Origin of the sequence: Mycobacterium sp. D16Q16 (assembly GCF_002013745.1) — a bacterium.
In the GTDB taxonomy this organism is placed as follows: Bacteria; Actinomycetota; Actinomycetes; order Mycobacteriales; family Mycobacteriaceae; genus Mycobacterium.
The window spans coordinates 167,678-186,100 of the sequence record NZ_MAEY01000005.1; the positions used below are offsets into that span (position 1 = coordinate 167,678).

General features: G+C 63.8%; 6 protein-coding genes (1 of these 6 running past the window's edge). 1 reads left to right on the top strand and 5 read right to left on the bottom strand.

What is annotated here, in order from left to right:
- Positions 1-12,553, bottom strand: the 5' portion of a protein-coding gene (locus B4394_RS08120) for a non-ribosomal peptide synthetase (RefSeq protein WP_078314693.1). The gene continues 11,846 nt to the left of window position 1, outside the view; only the first 12,553 of its 24,399 coding nucleotides appear in the window; the start codon lies at positions 12,551-12,553; its stop codon lies off the left edge, out of view.
- A gap of 17 nt (positions 12,554-12,570) precedes the next feature.
- Positions 12,571-12,801 (bottom strand): MbtH family protein, encoded by a 231-nt coding sequence (locus B4394_RS08125; protein WP_078312237.1) that lies wholly within the window; start codon positions 12,799-12,801, stop codon positions 12,571-12,573.
- A gap of 535 nt (positions 12,802-13,336) precedes the next feature.
- Here B4394_RS08125 and B4394_RS08130 point away from each other — a divergent pair.
- On the top strand, positions 13,337-14,740 hold the full coding sequence (locus B4394_RS08130) for a cytochrome P450 (protein WP_078314694.1): 1,404 nt from the start codon (positions 13,337-13,339) through the stop codon (positions 14,738-14,740).
- Here B4394_RS08130 and B4394_RS08135 read toward each other — a convergent pair.
- The 3 genes from B4394_RS08135 to B4394_RS08145 all read right to left on the bottom strand — a co-directional run bounded on the left by B4394_RS08135 (position 14,712) and on the right by B4394_RS08145 (position 18,421).
- Positions 14,712-15,992, bottom strand: a complete 1,281-nt coding sequence (locus B4394_RS08135; protein ID WP_078314695.1) for a glycosyltransferase — start codon at positions 15,990-15,992, stop codon at positions 14,712-14,714. The genes B4394_RS08130 and B4394_RS08135 overlap by 29 nt on opposite strands.
- 7 nt (positions 15,993-15,999) lie before the next feature.
- Entirely contained in the window at positions 16,000-17,280 is a 1,281-nt protein-coding gene (locus B4394_RS08140; RefSeq protein WP_078314696.1) for a glycosyltransferase, read from the bottom strand.
- A 160-nt stretch (positions 17,281-17,440) separates the two neighbouring features.
- Positions 17,441-18,421 carry a class I SAM-dependent methyltransferase gene (locus B4394_RS08145; protein WP_078314697.1) on the bottom strand — a complete coding sequence of 327 codons (981 nt, stop codon included), beginning with the start codon at positions 18,419-18,421 and terminating at the stop codon, positions 17,441-17,443.
- Between the last annotated feature and the right edge of the window lie 2 nt (positions 18,422-18,423).

Here is an 18,423-nt window from a genome sequence, read left to right on the forward strand (position 1 = left end):
CCCGCTGGACCCGCCCTTCCGTTTCGGCACTGAGGAATTCGACCTCGGTGTCGATACTCAGATCGACATATCTCCACCCCGCAGTGGGATCGGCGGGGATGACCTGCACCGGTTGGTCGAACTGCTCGCAGAACCGCGCTGCCAGGTGCGGGTGGCGACGCGCCACCGTTTGCACGGCATCGTGCAGACGGTGCTGATCAAGTGGCCCGTCGACCGTGATGTCGAGCTGCACCACATAGAGATCCTCAGGCCCATTTCCTGCGCTGCTGTGAAAGATCAAACCCTGCTGTAATGCACTTAGCGGCAATACATCTGCGATCCGATACTGCTGCTCCAACTCGTCGATCTGTCGCTGGCTGAGCAGGGCAGGCGCGATATCCGACGGGGTCAGTCCGCCCCCACCCTGCCGCACGTGTGCACAGATGCCGACCAGCGCCTCGAACCACAGCCGGCTCAGACGGGTGATCTGGGCAGAGTCGAACATCGACGACGCCCAGGTCCAATTGGCTTGTAGCTGTGGGCCGATATCGGTGTCGAGGGTGCCCGCGTTCAGTGCCACCGTGTGCGTCAACGGCATGGGTATCGCTGCGGCCGCCCCGGTCGACGACATGCTCTCCGTGGAGATCCGCCACAGATCATCGGATGGCTCAGTACCGGCGCCCCCCAGTCGACCCAAATAGTTGAAGGCGACCGTTGGGTCGGCCGTGTCCAGATCGACGTCGGCATTCAGATAGCGCAGCAGCCCGTAGGTCAGCGGATCCGGCAGCGATCGGAGCTCCTCTTTGGCGCCCTTGATCACCGCGCCCAACGCGACATCCCCGGCCGCCACACGGGCCCAGGGCAGTCCGCCGAGTGTCAACGCCACTGGGTACTTGGCGGTGAACCACCCGACCGTGCGCGACAGATCGACCTCGGCGGCTAGATCCTCGTGCCGTCCGTGCCCCTCGACGTCGATGCCGACTGGCGAGGCTCCGGTACCTGAGAATTCAGCTACCGCGAGACCAAATGCGATCAACAGAATGTCTTGTGGCCCTGAATGAAACGCGGTAGAAACCTCGCCGAGCAGCATCCGGGTGGTCTCGACGTCGAGCGATACCGACAGCTGTCCCGCACTCTCGTGGGTGTCTATCTGGGGGTGTGCCGCCGGTAGAACCGGTGCGGTCGCCGCCACCTGGCGCCACGTCTGCGCCTGCCGCTCCACCTCAGGATGCCGCGCATACGCGTCCAACAATTCGGCCCAGCGCCGAAACGATGTCCCGGCGGCCGGTAGCGCTATGGGTTGCCCGACACGACGTTGTGCCCACGCAATATTGATGTCTTCCAGAAGAATTCGCCATGAGACGCCATCGACCGCCATGTGGTGTACCACCAGAACCAGCTGGGCGGCGGCAGTTACCCACAGCGCGTTCAGCATCACTCCGGCGGGCGGATTCAACCGCGATCGCGCCGCTACCAACACCTCGTCGGACAACGCTTCCACCACATGCAGGCAGCCTCGCGCGCCCACCGCGCCCGGCTCGGGCAGCGTCAACGACAACCCGGCGACGCCGTCGTCCTCGGCGCGCAGCCGCAGCATGGCGTGGCGATCCAGCAAGGCCTGCACTACCGCTATGACGTCATCCTCGGTGACATCTGTGGGAGCCTGCAGCAACACGGTCTGATTGAACTCACCAGTCGGACCGTCAACATCACTCAGCCACTGGATGATTGGCGTGGCCATTGCCGGCCCCACCCCTTCATCAATCGGGCCGCGTGAATCTGCGGCCACATCGACCACCCGCGCCAGCCGGGCAACACTCTGCTCGACGAAGACATCGCGCGGACGGCACACCAGGCCGGCAACTCGGGCCCGCGCCACCACCTGCATCGAGAGAATGCTGTCGCCGCCAAGATCAAAGAAGGAGTCGTCGACGCCCACTCGATCCAGTCCGAGGACCTGAGCGTAGATATCGGCGAGAACCTCTTCGACGGCATCCGCCGGGGCGCGATACCGGTCGCGGTCACGGTAGTCAGGAGCGGGAAGAGCCCGGAAGTCGAGTTTTCCATTGACCGTCAACGGAATGGCGTCCAAGACCACGATCGCCGCGGGCACCATGTATGACGGCAACCTATCCACCATCGCGGTACGCAACTCGCCAGACTCGGCGGTCCCGGTGATGTAGCCGACCAACCGCTTGTCCCCCGGACGATCCTCGCGCGCGATCACCACTGCCTGCTCGACGCCCTCGAGGCTCGCCAAAACGGCCTGCACCTCACCAAGTTCGATGCGATGGCCACGGATCTTGACCTGCTCGTCGGCGCGGCCCAGATACTGCAGTTGTCCGTCAGCACCCCAGCACACCAGATCCCCGGTGCGATACATCCGCTGCACGGGCGCTCCCGCGCCGACAAAGGGACACGCCACAAACCGCGCGGCCGTCAAGCCGGTCCGGCCCACGTAGCCGTATCCCAACCCCGCACCGGCCACGTACAGCTCGCCGATCACCCCGGACGGGACAGGGCGCAACCGCTCGTCGAGCACAAAGAGCGCGGCACCGGGCACCGGCGAGCCGATGGGCACACCCCGCCCTGCCTGTAGTGGCGCACTGATCGCCACACACATGGTGGTCTCGGTGGGACCGTAGGCGTTGATCATTACCCGCCCGGGTGCCCACTGATCGACCACCTCCGGTGGGCAGGCTTCACCAACTACCACCAATGCCGCCGACTCCAGGCCTTCCCGCGGCAACACTCTGACGGCAGAGGGTGTTTGAGTGATCACACGGACCCGTTCGCGGACGAGCAACGCATGGAAATCGTCGGGTGAGTTGGTCACCTCCTCGGGAACCACCACCACCCGCCCGCCCCGCAGCAGGGCACCGAAGATCTCCCAGACCGAGACATCGAAGGCCAGCGAGTGGGTCTGCGACCACACTCCGGGGTGCGGCAGCCCCGCATCGAGCGACTCGAGCAACTGCGTCACGTTGTGATGGCTGAGGGCAACACCCTTGGGCACGCCCGTGGTGCCCGAGGTGTAGATCAGATAGGCGATATCGTCCGCACCCGGTGCGGGTAGTGCCTCGCGGAGATGCACCTCCACAGCGTCGGCATCGACGCTGTCCACGTCAATGATCGCCAAGCCATCCCGACGTAGCCGATCGGCCCTCTCGGCGGTGGTGGCCACGGCGACCGGCGCGGCGTCCGCCAGCACGAACTCCAACCGCGCATCCGGCACCGACGGATCGATGGGCAGATACGCCGCCCCGGTCTTGAGGACCGCGAGGATCGACACGATGGCTTCAGCCGACCGGTTGATCAACAGCGCGACACACTGTCCCGGGCCCACTCCCCGCTTGATCAGTACGTGCGCCAATCGGTTCGCGGCATCGTCAAGTTCGCGGTACGTCAACGAATTCTGGCCGTGGGTCACCGCGACCGCCTCGGGGGCGCGCGTCACGTGCTCAGCGAAGAGCCCGGGAATCGACACCGCCCTCGGCGCCGGACGCGACAAGGTCGCGTGGTTGCCGAGCGCCGCTAATCGGGAGTACTCAGCGTCATCGAGTGCCTCAACCGACGACAACCTCGCCGCCGGCTCTGCTGTCATGGCCGTCAGAACGCGCTGGAGACGAGCGACCAGCGTACGGATTGAGTCGGCGTCAAACACATCGGTGCGGAATTCCACCGTCCCGCCGATTCCGGCCGCCTCGCCGGTCGGCGTCCTGCGTTCGGCCAGCGAGAAGTTCAGATCCATTCGCGCCGTGTGTGTTTCCACCGGCATCTGGGTGGCGCGTACATCGCCCAATGCCACATTGGCCGCTGAATCGTTGATGTCATGTCCGCCGATGCTCTGCCACGCCAGCGCCACCTGAATCAGTGGGTGATGAGAAAGGGAGCGAGTCGGGTTCATTCGCTCGACAAGTACCTCGAAGGGCACGTCCTGGTGGTCATAGGCGGCCAGGCTGCGAGCACGCACCTGGGCCAGAAGCTCGGAAACGGTGGGATCCCCGGCCAGGTCCACCCGCAGCACCAACGTGTTGACGAAGAAGCCGACCAGCTCATCGAGAGCGGGATCGCGACGCCCGGCGATCGGAAAGCCCACCGCCACATCAGAACTGGAACTGAGCTTGGCGAGCAGCGCCAGCAGCGCCGCCTGCACCACCATGAAGCTGGTCGCGTTGGGTTCGCGAGCCACCCGCGCAACCTGTCGCTGCAACTCCACGGGCCAGTCCACCGCGATCGTCGCCCCGTGGTGGTCAGCCATCAACGGGTACGGCCGATCGGTGGGCAGCGCGATGCGTTCCGGCATCCCAGCCAACGCGCCTTCCCAGTACGCCAGCTGCCCTGCGATACGGCTGTCGCTGTCCTCAAGGTCACCGAATTGCGCTCGCTGCCACAGGGTGTAATCGGCGTACTGCACTGATAAGTCGGCCCAACCCGGAGCACGCCCGCCACACCGGTCGGCATAGGCGAGCCCCAAATCGGCCACCAATGGAGCGATCGACCAACCGTCGGCGGCGATGTGGTGCACCACCACCACCAGCACATGCTTGTCCGCGGAGACGCGGAAAAGCCTTGCTTTCATGGGTACTTCGGCGGACAGATCGAAAGCGTGCCACGACACGGCATCCACGGCACGCTGGATCTGCAGCGCGTTCCAGTCGGCGGCATCGATGATCTCCCAGCCGAAGTCGGCGTTCCCCCGATCCACCACCACTTGGCGGGGGATACCGCCGGGAGCCGCGAATAGAGTGCGCAGGCTCTCATGACGATCCACCACATCCGCCAGCGCCGCACCCAACGCATCGGCATCCAGCTCCCCGTCCAACCGAAACGCGGCTGTCATGTTGTAAACCGGTGAGGGACCCTGCAACTGGTCCAGGAACCACAAGCGCGATTGAGCGAACGAAAGCGGTAGCACGGCGGGCCGCTCGCCTGCCACCAACGGCGCCAGCCGAGCCTCTTCCCCACCGACACGGTCTGCCAGCTGGGACACCGTGGGCGCGTCGAACAAGACGCGCACAGCGATACCTGTATTGAGCGATGCATTGATGGCGGCGATCAGACGCATCGCGGACAGTGAATCTCCGCCAAGGTCGAAGAACGAGTCGTCGGCACCGACGCGCTCGTGTCCGAGAACTCGGGCGTAGATATCGGCGAGGATTTCCTCGACCGGGTTGGCCGGTGCTCGGTAGTGCTCGTCATCCACGTAGTCCGGCACGGGCAGCGCTCGTCTGTCGAGCTTGCCGTTGACCGTCAGCGGCACGGCATCGATCGCCACTATCGCGGCTGGCACCATGTACCTCGGCAGCCGCTCCGCCAGCAGAGCGCGGATCTGGCTCGGGTCGGCGCTGCCGGTGACGTAGCCGACCAGGCGCTGATCACCCGGTACGTCCTCACGGGCGATCACCACGGCCTGGGCTACCCCGTCGAGCGCGGCGAGCGCCGCCTGGATTTCGCCGAGTTCGATGCGGTACCCACGAATCTTGACCTGCTCATCGGCACGGCCCAGATACTGCAGCTGCCCGTCGGCACCCCACCGCACCAAGTCTCCGGTGCGGTACATGCGCGCACCGGGCTCGCCGAACGGGCAGGCCACGAACCGTGCCGACGTCAAACCCGAACGGCGCCAATAGCCAAGGCCCACACCGCGGCCGGCCACATACAACTCGCCGACCACCCCGGGCAGGACCGGGCGCATCCACGCGTCCAGCGCGAACAACGCCACGCCCGACACCGGTACACCGATCGGCACCGCGGGGCCCGCGATAAGCGGCGCGCTGATCGACGCGTACACCGTGGCCTCGGTGGGGCCGTAGGCGTTGATCATCACCCGCCCGGGCGCCCAACGGTCCACAAGCTCGGGTGGACAGGCCTCGCCCGCCACTACCAATGTCGCCGAGTCCAGGCCGCGCGGCGAGATCATGCCGGCGGCAGAAGGGGTCTGACTCAGCACACTGATGTGCTCGGCGACAAGCAACTCATGGAAATCGTCGGGCGATGCGGCGACCGCCTCGGGTACCACCAGCAGGCGTGCCCCGTACAGCAACGCACCGAAGATCTCCCACACCGAGACATCGAAGCTATAGGAATGCCACTGCGCCCATACCTGTCCGGGTCCCGATGGAACGTTTGTGTCCAATGAGCCGAAGAGTCCGGGAACGTTGCGATGCGCAATGGCAACACCTTTCGGCACGCCGGTGGTCCCCGAGGTATAGATGATGTAGGCGATGTCATCGGGGTGCGGGGACACCAGCTCGGTGCCGCAGCAGACGTCGGCGGCAGTACCCGTTGCCTGACTGATGTCGACGACCGTGAGGTCAAGCCCGTCTAGACGTGAGCGCTGTTCCGCGGTGGTGACACCAAGGATCGGCATGGCATCGGCCACCATGAACTCGATACGGGAAGTCGGCAGCGCCGGGTCAACCGGGATGTACGCCGCGCCGGTTTTCAGCACGGCCAAGATCGCCACGATGGCCTCCGCCGAGCGGGAGAACAGCAGCGCCACAACCTCGCCCGGGCGCGCGCCCTGTTGGGCCAGTACGCGCGCGCACCGGTCGGCGGCCTCATCGAGTTCCCGGTACGTCATCGACCGGCCCTCGAAGGTCACTGCCACCGCATCCGGTGTGCGTCCCGCCTGCTGCGCGAATAATGCCGGAATAGATTCTGTGCCTGCGGGTTTTGTAAGATCTGCCCGGTTGCTCCACTGGTCCAGGCGGGCGTGCGCAGCGTCGTCCAGCAGATTGATCGATGACAACACGCGACCAGGGTCAGCCATCATCGCCGCCAGAATCGTCTTCAGCCGCTCAAATAGACCCTCTACGGCAACAAGATCGAAGATATCGGTGTCGTATTCAACACGAAGAACCAATTCAGGGCCCGGTAGAGCTTGCACGGCAAGCGGGTAGTGGTTGGACTCACGGAAACCGAATTCGGTGATCGACAGACCGCCGACACTCAATGGCGCGGAGGTATCGATCGGGTAGTTCTCGAACACCAAAAGTGTGTCGAATAGCTTGTCCTGACCGGTGATCCGGTGGATGTCGCTCAGCGCCAGGTGCTGGTGCTCAAGGGTGTCGTTGTGAGCACTCTGCAATTGGTGCAACAGATCTGAGGTGGTGCTCGCCGGCGTGAGGTTCGCCCGCACCGGCACCGTGTTGATCAGCAGCCCGACCATTGATTCCGCGCCGAGGACCTCGGCCGGGCGTCCTGAGACCGTCGTGCCGAAGGCGACATCATGCCGACCGGTCAGAGAGTTCAGGAGCAACGCCCATGCGCCCTGAAGCACGGTATTGGCGGTGGTGTGATGCGAACGCGCCAGGTCCCCGATCGCCAGCGTGGTCGCCTCCGATAGCCGGAAGGATTCAACGCCTCGGTATCCCAATACTTCTCGACCGGCCGGGCCGACCAATGTCGGACTGTCGAGACCGGCCAGTGCCTCGCGCCACGCTGCATGGGCGCTAGCACGATCCCGCTCCGTCAACCAGGTCACAAAGCTGCGATATGACGCGGCGGCGGGCAGTCGCTGTCCGCCGAGGCTGGCGAAGATCTCCTGCATGAGGATCGGCATCGACCACCCATCGAGCACAATGTGGTGAGCGGTCAGGACGAAACGATGTCGGTCTTCAGCAATGCGAATAAGCGCGGCCCGGACTGCGGACTGATTCTCGAGGTCGCACACCGCCCTGCGTTCGGCGGCACAGAACTCGCTGATCTGATCGTCGGCGCCACGGTCGGCATCCAGTTCGACATACTGCCAGGGCACTTCGGGATCGACGGGAATGATCTGCACCGGATGCTCAAATTGTTCGCAAAAACGTGCCGCCAGATGTGGGTGCCGTCCCACCACTGTATGAACGGCATCGCGGAGGCGGTCCGCCTCGAGTGACCCACTCATCGCGATACTCAGCTGCATCGCATAGACATCGTCGGACCCCTGTGCGGCGCCGGCATGAAAGAGCAGACCCTGCTGTAAGGGAGTCAGCGGCAGCACATCGGCGATGCGGTGCTGCCGACTCAGCTGGTCGATCTGCCGCTGATTCAGCTCGGCAGGAGCCACATCCGATGGAGTTAATCCGCCTCCGCCTCTTCGTACATGCGCGCAGATACCGGCAAGAGCGTCGAACCACAGTTGACTCAGCCTGCCGACCTGCGTGTGATCGAGTACCGAGAGCGCCCAGGTCCAGTCGGCGTTCAGATGCGGCCCGGTGTCGGTGTCGACAGTGGCGGCGTTGAGTTCCACGCTGTGTCCCAGCACCGTGGGCACCAACCCGGCGACACGGGTCAACGACAGACCCTCGGGGCAGATTCGCCACGCGTCAGCGGACGCCCCGCCGAGGCGGCCCAGATAGTTGAACGCGATTGCGGGGTCGGGCGATTCCAGGTCAACATCGGTGTTGAGGTAACGCAGCAGACCGTAGGACACGCCTACCGGTTGGGTGCGAAGCTGCTCCTTGGCGTCTTTGATCACCGCCCCCAGCGCCACGTCACCGTCCACGACCTGGGCCCAGCGCAACCCGCCCAGCGCCAACGACACCGGGTACTTGGCGGTGAACCAGCCGACAGTGCGCGATAGATCCGTACAGCGCTCGGCGGCTCCGTCCAGATCCGCCAATTCCTCGTGGCGTCCGTGCCCCTCAACGTCGATACCGATGGGCGTGCCAACGCTGCCGGCGAACTCTGCCACCGCCAATCCGAATGCGATCAAGAGGATCTCGTGTACCCCGGCGTGAAACGCCGTCGGCACCTCGCCGAGCAGTACGCGGGTGGTCTCGGCGTCCAGCGATACCGAGAGCTGCCCTGCGTTCTCGTAGGTATCCGTCTCGGCACGCACCGCTGACAACACTGCTGGGGCCGACGCCGTCCGCCGCCACGCCTGTACCTGCTCCACGATCTTCGGGTGCCGCGCAGACTGGACCAGTAGTTCGGCCCACCGCGCGAACGATGTACCCGTCGGCGGCAGGACCACCGGCTGGCCACGGCGGTGCTGCGCCCACGCGATGTTGAGATCTTCCACCATGATTCGCCATGACACACCGTCGACAGCCACGTGATGAACGATCAACACCAGCTGCCTCACGGATGCCACCCAGAGCGCGCTCAGCATCACCCCGGCGGCCGGATCCAACCGTGACCGCGCCGCCGCCAGCGCCTCATCGGATAACTCATCCACCGTGCGCAGGCACTCACGCGAGTCCACCGCACCCGCCGCGGGCACCGTCAACGACCATCCGCCGGTACCGTCGTCATCCGCGCGCAGCCGCAGCATCGCGTGGCGATCCAGCAAGGCCTGCACCATGACGACGGCGTCATCCTCAGTGGTGTCGGCGGGCGCCTGCACCAGCACCGTCTGGTTGAACTCACGGATCGACCCGTCTGCGCCTTCCCGGCTCTTCAACCACCGCATGATCGGTGTCGCGAAAATCGGCCCGAGGCCCTCATCGATCGGCTCCTCGGCGCCGCTCGTTACAGCGACGGCCCGGGCCAGTCGGGCCACACTCTGCTGAACAAAAATGTCGCGCGGTCGACACGCGAGTCCCGCTGCACGCGCTCGCGAGCACACCTGCATTGCCAGGATGCTGTCCCCACCGAGTTCGAAGAACGAGTCGTCGATACCGACGTGGTCCAGACCAAGGATCTGGGCGTAGATGCCGGTCAGGATCTCCTCGGTCGGAGTGGTCGCTGCCCTGAACTGATCGGCGTGTCGGTACTCCGGTGCGGGCAGGGCCCTTCTATCCAGTTTGCCGTTGACCGTCAACGGGATGGTTTCCAAGACCACAATCGCTGCGGGCACCATGTATGACGGCAACCGCTCCGCCATGGCGGTACGCAGGACTGTGGACTCCGCAGTGCCGGTGATATAGCCGACCAGACGCTTGTCTCCCGGACGATCCTCCCGGGCAATCACGACCGCTTGCTCCACGCCACCGAATGTCGTCAACACCGACTGGATTTCGCCCAGTTCGATGCGGTATCCACGAATCTTCACCTGCTCATCGGCGCGCCCCAGATACTGCAGCTGCCCGTCGAGACCCCAGCACACCAGGTCCCCGGTGCGATACATCCGTGCACCACGGCCACCAAATGGACACGCCACGAACCGAGTCGCCGTCAACGCCTGTCGGCCGACATAGCCGCAGCCCAAACCCGCACCGGCCACGTACAACTCTCCGACCGCACCCGCGGGTACCGGACGCAACCAATCATCGAGAACGAAGAACGACAGATCGGCCAGCGGAACCCCGATCGGGCTGGCCGCTGTGTTCACATCTGCAACAGTGATCTCGCGGAACGAAGCGTGCACCGTCGTCTCGGTGATCCCGTACATGTTGATCAACCGAGGTCCCCCCGGATGATCGGCCAACCAGTTCCCGAGGCGCGAGGGCGTCAGGGCTTCCCCGCCGAACACCACCACCTCCAGTCCCAGCTGCTGATGTTCCGGCAGCACGGCATCCACCGACTGCAAGGCATAAAACGCCGACGGCGTTTGACTCAACACGTCAGCGCGTTCCCGGACGAGCAGCGCGTGGAGATCTTCGGGCGAGCGCGTTACGGCATCGGGAACCACCACCAATCGCCCACCATGGAGCAGGGAACCGAATACCTCCCATACCGAGAAGTCGAAGGACAGTGAATGGCACTGGGTCCACACCTGCCCCGGGGTCAGCTCCAGATCGGCGTCGATCGCCTCCAACAACCTCGTCACGTTGTGGTGCGGAATGGCAACACCTTTCGGCACTCCAGTGGTGCCCGAGGTGTAGATCAGATAGGCGATATCGTCGGGGCCTGGCATCACCGGCAAGACAGTGCTGGGCTGGCCATACACCGCGCGGTCGTTGATATCGATCACCGTCACTCCGCGCCCGTCCAACCGATCCACCAGATCGGCCGTGGTCACGGCAACAGCGGGTCCGGCATCGGCCAGCACAAATTCCATCCGTGCGGCAGGCACCGATGGATCGATGGGCACGTACGCCGCACCGGTTTTCAGTACCCCCATGATCGCCACGATCGCCTCGACAGACCGCGAGAACAACAGCGCCACCCGCTGCCCGGGCCCCACGCCATGAGCAACCAACAAGTGCGCCAGGCGATTCGCTGCCGCATCCAGCCCGCGATAGGTCATCGCACTGCCGTCTGAGCTGACCGCCACGGCACGCGGATCACGAGCCACTTGCTCAGCGAACACCGCAGGAATCGACACCGGCTCGCGCACCGGCCGAATCAACGCCGCCCGATTGCTCCACACATCCAATGGAGGACAGTCGGCCTCATCACGAACATCGATCGCCGAAAGCGACAGGTCCGGAGCTGCGGTCATCGCCGACAGCACCCGCTCGAAGCGGTCTGCGAGAGCGCGCGCATCGCAGTCGGTGAACAAGGCTCCCACGCCCGACGTGCTCAGGAACAACTCTTCATCGTTCTTGATGAAGACCAGCCCAAACTGATCCACAAGCCCCGTGTGGGTCACGGTCCCTGATCCCGCGGCTCCGGCAAAGTCCGCCAAACGGGTGGTGGGGATGAAATTGATGGCCGCACGATGCGACGCCTGCCCGCCGCGCTGGAATCCCGTCTTGCTCTCGATGGCACGTAACGGAAACCTCTGATGCTGCAACGCTTCTTGGATCCGCGTATCGACGTGTTCACAGAAGGACGCCACCGTGGTCGCCGGCGACATCGTCAACCTCAGCGGCACAACACCGGAACTCATTCCCGGCACGAACAGCGCTTCTGGGCGTACCCGCCGACTTACCGGAAAGTCGAGTACGACCTGCGAACCACCGACCTCACCGTGCACCAGCAGCGCACATGCCGCCGTGATCACGGCGGCGCGACGCACCCCCAACGCATGCGACAACTCGCGAGTCTTGGCGACAACGGACGGATCCAGCTGGACTGGCGCAGAAGGCTCGTACTCGACAGTTTGACGTGCGGCGGCCGGCGCCAGGCCATGTTGTGCATCGCTCTCCAGCGGGCCACAGTTCGCCCAATACGCCTCATCATCAACGTAGTCATCGGAGGCCTCGTACTCCGATTCGCAGTCGATGAGACTCCGTAGCGATCCAAATATCGGCGGAGGTATCGGTGTATCGGTGGCGATCGCCGAATAGACGGCCGCGATCCGATGACACAGCAGACCCATGCCGATTCCATCTGTCGCGATGTGATGACAGCACACGAAGAAATAGAAGTCGTCAGCTCGCGCCTGCATCAGCGCAAACGTGAACAACGGGCCACTGAGGGGCATCGGCTTACGCCGGATCGATGACGCTACCCGATAGGCATCAGCCATGGGATCCGAAGAGCCCGTTAAATCATGGCGAGCAAGCTCGATGTCTGGATAGTCAACTACCGTCTGAAATACCTGACCATCACGTTCAGAAAAGACGGCTCTGAGCGGCTCGGCCTCGTGCACCACATGACGCACGGCACGCTCGAGAAGGTCATGCTCGATGACACCCTCGATTCGGCCAAGCATGCCCAGCTGCCACTTGTTATCGGCGTGACCAGTTTCCTCGGCCAGCCAGATATCCAGCTGCCCCCGCGTAAGCGGAAGCGCCCCGTGATCACATTCCATCGGTCCCCGCCCACTGCTTAATGATCAACAGTCCGACCCTGTGCCACCCTCTCGCGCAGGCTTTTTGGCCTAATGTCGGGCCAGTTCTGCTCTATGTTGTCCAAGCAGGCAGCACGATCCGCCGCACCGAAAACCACTCGCCATCCCGCTGGAACATCGACAAAGGCCGGCCACAGACTGTGCTGTTCTTCGTCGTTGACCAGAACCAAAAAGCTGCCCTTGTCATCATCAAATGGGTTGATACTCAACACTTCTCCCGACACCATCCACACGCGATAAGTGGAACCTGTTCTAAAAATAACGGAGAAAGCGCCGCCGGTGCGTGTTTTTAGAGAAATCGCCAATACTTGCTACTGGCCAGTTAGAAACCTGAATGGCCGGTCGTCATTGCCCGACACGATTGGCCCAGGAGGTGCGAATTGGCTGCTATTCGTTACCAAACCGGTCATGATCAGCTCGCCGCCACCGCTACGACACAGAAGGTTCCTGTTGTCTCATGATTTGCTGTAAGCCCCGCGGCACGTATCGTGCGGCACTCGACGAGGTACCGCACGTGACCAGATTTGTCCCGCAGAAGCGCCCTCGGCGATCGGCCTGATACCCCCCGTCGACATGCCCAACCTCCGAAAGTGCCTGCGCACCCGACTCAACACTCGTACCGTTGGTGGGCACCGTTGCGCCCCGGACTGAGTCAGTTTCCGCGACAGGCAAACTCGCGCCAGCCGCTGCCGAGGCCGCCGGCATGTGAGCTGTCATACCGTCTAGTACTTAGGATCACGCAAAGTGAGCAAAACTGCGAAAACCGCACTGCCGCCCGGGCCTCCGCTCCCCCTGGTGGTGCAGTCCGTATTGATGGCCGCCTATGGCCTGCGCTTCCTGGCCGGATGCCAGCGCCGCTATGGCAACGTCTTCACGCTGCGTATTCCCTTGTCGGGCAAGGTGGTATACCTCGCAAATCCCGCCGATATCAAGACGGTGTACGCCGGCGACCCGCGGGTCTTTCATTCCGGCGAGGCACACTGGTTCTTTCGGGGCCTCCTCGGTGATAGCTCCCTGTTCGTACTCGACGAGGACGCCCACCACGACCAGCGTCGCCTGCTCATGCCGGCGTTTCATCGCGACGCCGTCGCGCGCCAGGCCGCGCAGATGGCCGCGATCGCTGCCGCAAACATAACCAAATGGCCGGTCGGTGAAGACTTCTCCGTTGCTCCGAAGACCACCGACATCACACTCGAGGTGATCCTGCGAACAGTTATCGGCGCCACCGACCCGACGCGGCTGGCCGCACTCCGCAAGGTCGTGCCGCGTCTGCTCTACATGAAGCCGTGGGAAACACCGGCGATTACCAATCCGGGCCTGCGGCGCTACTTCCCCTGGCGGGGGGTCGGCAGGCGAATGGCAGAGACCGATGCCTTGCTCTACGCGGAGATCGCCGAACGCCGTGCCGATCCCAACCTGGCTGAGCGCACCGATGTGTTGGCCATGCTGGTAGGCGCCACCGACGACAACGGCCGCACCATGTCCGACCAAGAACTGCGTGATCACCTCCTGACGTCCATCGCGGCCGGACACGAGACCACTGCGACGGCGCTGTCCTGGGTGCTGGAACGACTGACCCGCCACCCCACCGCACTGGCGAAGGCCGTGCGGGCCGCCGATGCCAGCGCCGCGGGTGATCCGTCGGGCGACGAATACCTCGACGCGGTGACGAAAGAGACGTTGCGCATCCGGCCGGTGATCTTCAGTTCGGGCAGGGTGCTCAAGGAACCGGTCGAGGTCGGCGGCTATCGGCTACCGGCCGGCATCATGGTCGATCCGGCGATCGGACTTGTTCATGCGAGCGCCGACGTGTACCCGGATCCAGACCGATTCGACCCGGATCGGATGCTCGGCACCGCGCTGAGCCCGACCACCTGGCTGCCGTTCGGTGGAGGCAACCGCCGCTGTCTTGGGGCCACCTTCGCGATGGTCGAAATTCGGGTTGTCCTGCGTGAGATCCTGCGCCGGGTTGACTTGTGCACCACCGAGGCTCCCGATGAGAAGCAGCAGGCGAAGCACGTCACTTTCGTGCCACATCGTGGTGGGCTTATCCGTGTTCAAGCGATCAGGGATCGCGAGCCCGCAGCGGCACCGGCATGTCCCGCCGGTTCTCATGCCATTACGCAGTCCAGCGACTCGCAGCTCTAGCTGCCGCCAGACTCTCCACGAGATCTGCCGTGATCACAACGCTGTCGGCGGGCCTGGTCATTCGAGCAGCGAGCTCGCGGGCACGAGCCACACAGTCCGGTTCGAGGATGGTGCGTAGGTCAGCCACCAAGGTCTTCTTCGTCGTGGCCGAGAGCCGCCGGGCGGTCCCCACTTTCAATCGTTTGACCCGCGATCCCCACAGTGTCTGATCGAGGTCCGTCGAAAGTATCAAGGTGGGAACGCCCGCCCGCAGGCCCGCGGCGGTGGTGCCCGTGCCACCGTGGTGCACCACCGCACGACAGGCCGGGAAGGCAACGGAATAGCGCATCGCACCAACCACTTTGACGTTCTCAGCGGGAGGGAAATCGCTGAAGTCGGATCCGGCCGAACATACCAGCGCCCGCTCGCCCAATTGGTCACACGCCGAACCGATCATGGCAAGTGTCTTGGCGGCAGATTCGACCGGCAGACTGCCAAAGCCGAAGAAAACCGGCGGCGCACCGGAAGCAATCCACGCCGCCACTTCGTCATCAAACTCCGTCGGCAGATCAAGTGTCAGCGCACCCACGAACGGGCGACGGCCCTCATGCTCCGCCCATTCGGCGGCCAGGCCGCGAAAGCAGACCTCGTCATAGGCCTGAATCTCCAGCGAACCGCGATCGGTGATTCGCCACGGTGAGGGTGCGGCGGCCTTCGGCAGCGCCAGCTCACCGCGCTGGACACCCTCAACCTTCCTCGCATTCCGCCAGGCGAGCCACTCGCCAGCCTTCATTGTCGATCGGCTCACTGGCGCGGGCAGAAACGGCAGGAAGTGGCCGTTGGCCCGCAAGGGAAAGAAGTGCAGCGTGGCCAGCGGAATGTCGTAGTACTCCGCGACATTGCCCGCGGCGTCCTCGAAATTCACACCGGTGAAGAGCAGGTCGGCCCCTTCAGCCAACGATGTCAGGGTGGCGACGATGTCCTTCCAACATTGGAGAAACGGCTCCACCACGTCGCGCCGCATCCTGATCAAATCCCGGATCTTCCAGAAGTTGCGAAAGAAGTGCGTCCAGAAATCGCGGTGCGCGTCGAGAACTGCCTGCAGATCCGGCCCGTACGGGACCGCGATAGGTCCGGCCGCCTCGACGAACGCAATAAGGTCGGGCGGAACGGCCATCTGCACCTCGTGCCCCCGACGTAGCAGCTCGCGGCCGACCGCGACACACGGCTCGATGTCACCGCGCGTGCCATAGCTCGCCAACACGAACTTCATCGCGGGTTCAGCCGGCCCGCTTGAGCCGAACGAACTCTTCCAGCAGATCGGCGGCGGTCACCGGGCTCTCAGCGGCTTTGGTCATTCGGGTGGCAACCTCACGGGCACGCGTGACGTACTGCGCGTCGAGGATGGTGCGCAGGTCCGCGACTAGTGTCTTCTCGGTCGTCGCCGAGAAACGCCGCGCGGTACCCACTTTCAGCCGCTTGACGCGCGCTCCCCACAATGTCTGGTCGAGGTCCGTCGACAGCACCAGCGTGGGTACTCCCGCCCGCAGACTCGCCGCGGTGGTGCCCGCACCGCCGTGGTGCACCACCGCGCGGCACGCCGGAAAGGCGGCAGAATAGTTCATCACGCCAACCACTTTGACATTCTCGAAAAGTGGGACATGGCTGAAATCACTTCCCCCGGCGCACACCAACGCCCTCTCTCCCAACTGATCGCATGCCCCGCTGATCATGGCTAGCGTCTCGGCGGCTGACTCGACGGGCATGCTGCCGAAGCCGAAACAAATCGGCGGTTCTCCCCCGGCAATCCACGAGGCCACTTCGTCGTCGGAATCTGTTGGTAGATCGAGTGTCAGTGCGCCCACGAAGGGCCGCCGACCATCGTATTCCGCCCATTCCGTCGCCAATCCGGGCATACACACCTCGTCATAGGCCTGGATCTCCAACGACCCGCGCTCTGCGATCCGCCAGGGCGAGGGACCGGTGGCCTTAGGCAGGCCCAGCTCACGACGCTGCGGATCCTCTAGCCTTTTAAACATCGGCCACCCCAGCCACTCCGACAACCTCATGATGGACCGGCCCAGCCGGGCAGGCATTCCCGGAACAAGCTGACCGTTGGCGCGAATCGGAAACACGTGCAGCGTGGCGAACGGCAGGGAGTAGAACTCCGCGACGTTACCGGCCGACTCCTCACCGAGGACGCCGGTGAACAGCAGGTCGGCGTCAGCCGCTTGCGATCTCAGCGTCGTACTGACGTCCTCCCAGCACTGAACCAGGAACCGCCAATCTTCACGCAGCAGCTCCCGAAGGTCCCGGACTCTCCAGAAGTTCTTCCAGAAGTTCCGCAAGAATCGCGCCCAGAAGTCACGGTTCACGTCCTGCCACACCCGCACGTCCGGTCCACAGGCGACCGCGGATAGTCCGGCCGCCTCAGTGAAGTCAACGAGGTCAGGTGGGACGACCATGCGTACGTCGTGCCCGCGGCGCAACAACTCACGGCCAACGGCGATGCCAGGCTCGACGTCACCACGTGTTCCATAGAATGACAGTACGAATTTCATCGCAGAGCCCTTCACTTCCAGTGTTCCTGCGGAATGAAAGCGGGAGCCTCGCCACGGCTCAACCGACCGGCAGCATATCCCGGTACACGCGTTATTGACTTTAAATTCAAGAGATTTGGGAATACACCAGCATCCCTAGACGGGGAGTACAGATTTGGCGCTACTTGACCCGCAGCACAAAACCGGTCTGGTCACCACGGTTCTGCTGATTGAGCTGTCTGGCCCGCTTCTCCCACCCCCAGATCTGCTTGGGACGGAACATCCGAAGGATTTTGGGGTCGGTCACCGGAACATCAGCCCGATAGGCCTCACTTCCCGTGAACTGACCAAAAGTTGAATCATCAAATGTCTGCGCGACCCGCAATCCCGCACGCTCTGCGGCCAGAGTCATTCCCCGTCGTGACGGTATGACCATGTGCCGAGGCGCGTCGGCCTGCACCCAATCGGCTCCGTAGATGGCCCAGGCTTCTGATGACGTTGTCGGCACCCGGGCCAGGCACATGCCGCCGTCGGCCAACTTTCTGGACGCCACCTCGAGCGTAGCCACCGGATCTGGCATGTGTTCGAGCGAGTGATTGAACATGATGAGATCGAATTCACCTGGTACATCGCTCAAATAGCGCTGCAGCAGCGGTATACGTTCGCGCGACTCGCTATCCCCTGCGATAAAGGGGTCGGCCCCGAGCAAGCTGACGAACCCCACTCTCGCGAGCCGGTCCAGCAACGCACCGCTTCCACATCCGACATCCAAGATCCGCGCATCGCGTTCAATTCCAAGCCCCGCGAGCATCTTGACGGCATCTCCCCCGAGCAGCACCCGGAAGATGCCCTCCGGTACAGGCGAGGCCATGGCCGACCCAAAAATCCTTCCCCCGCTTCGCAATGTGAATAGGTCTCGCTGCGCGACCAGCCATTGAAAGGCCTTCGGCTGGGCCGAGCCGTTGTGTGAATAGTAGGCCGCGGGGTAATGCCGCATGAGCTCGTCACCCTCAAGTGCATTGACGATCTGTAACGTGTCACACTCGGCGCAGCTGAAGTATTCGAACACCTCGCGGGTGCCGAACATCATCTCGCGAACCTCAAGCGTTCGATGAGGGCCGGGCGAGTCGCACAGTCGGCACGCACTGGTAACCACCGTCATTC

Coding starts and splice junctions, on each gene's coding strand:
- B4394_RS08135 (WP_078314695.1), bottom strand. CDS start 15,992: ATGAAGTTCGTGTTGGCGAGCTATGGCACGCGCGGTGACATCGAGCCG.
- B4394_RS08140 (WP_078314696.1), bottom strand. CDS start 17,280: ATGAAATTCGTACTGTCATTCTATGGAACACGTGGTGACGTCGAGCCT.
- B4394_RS08145 (WP_078314697.1), bottom strand. CDS start 18,421: ATGACGGTGGTTACCAGTGCGTGCCGACTGTGCGACTCGCCCGGCCCT.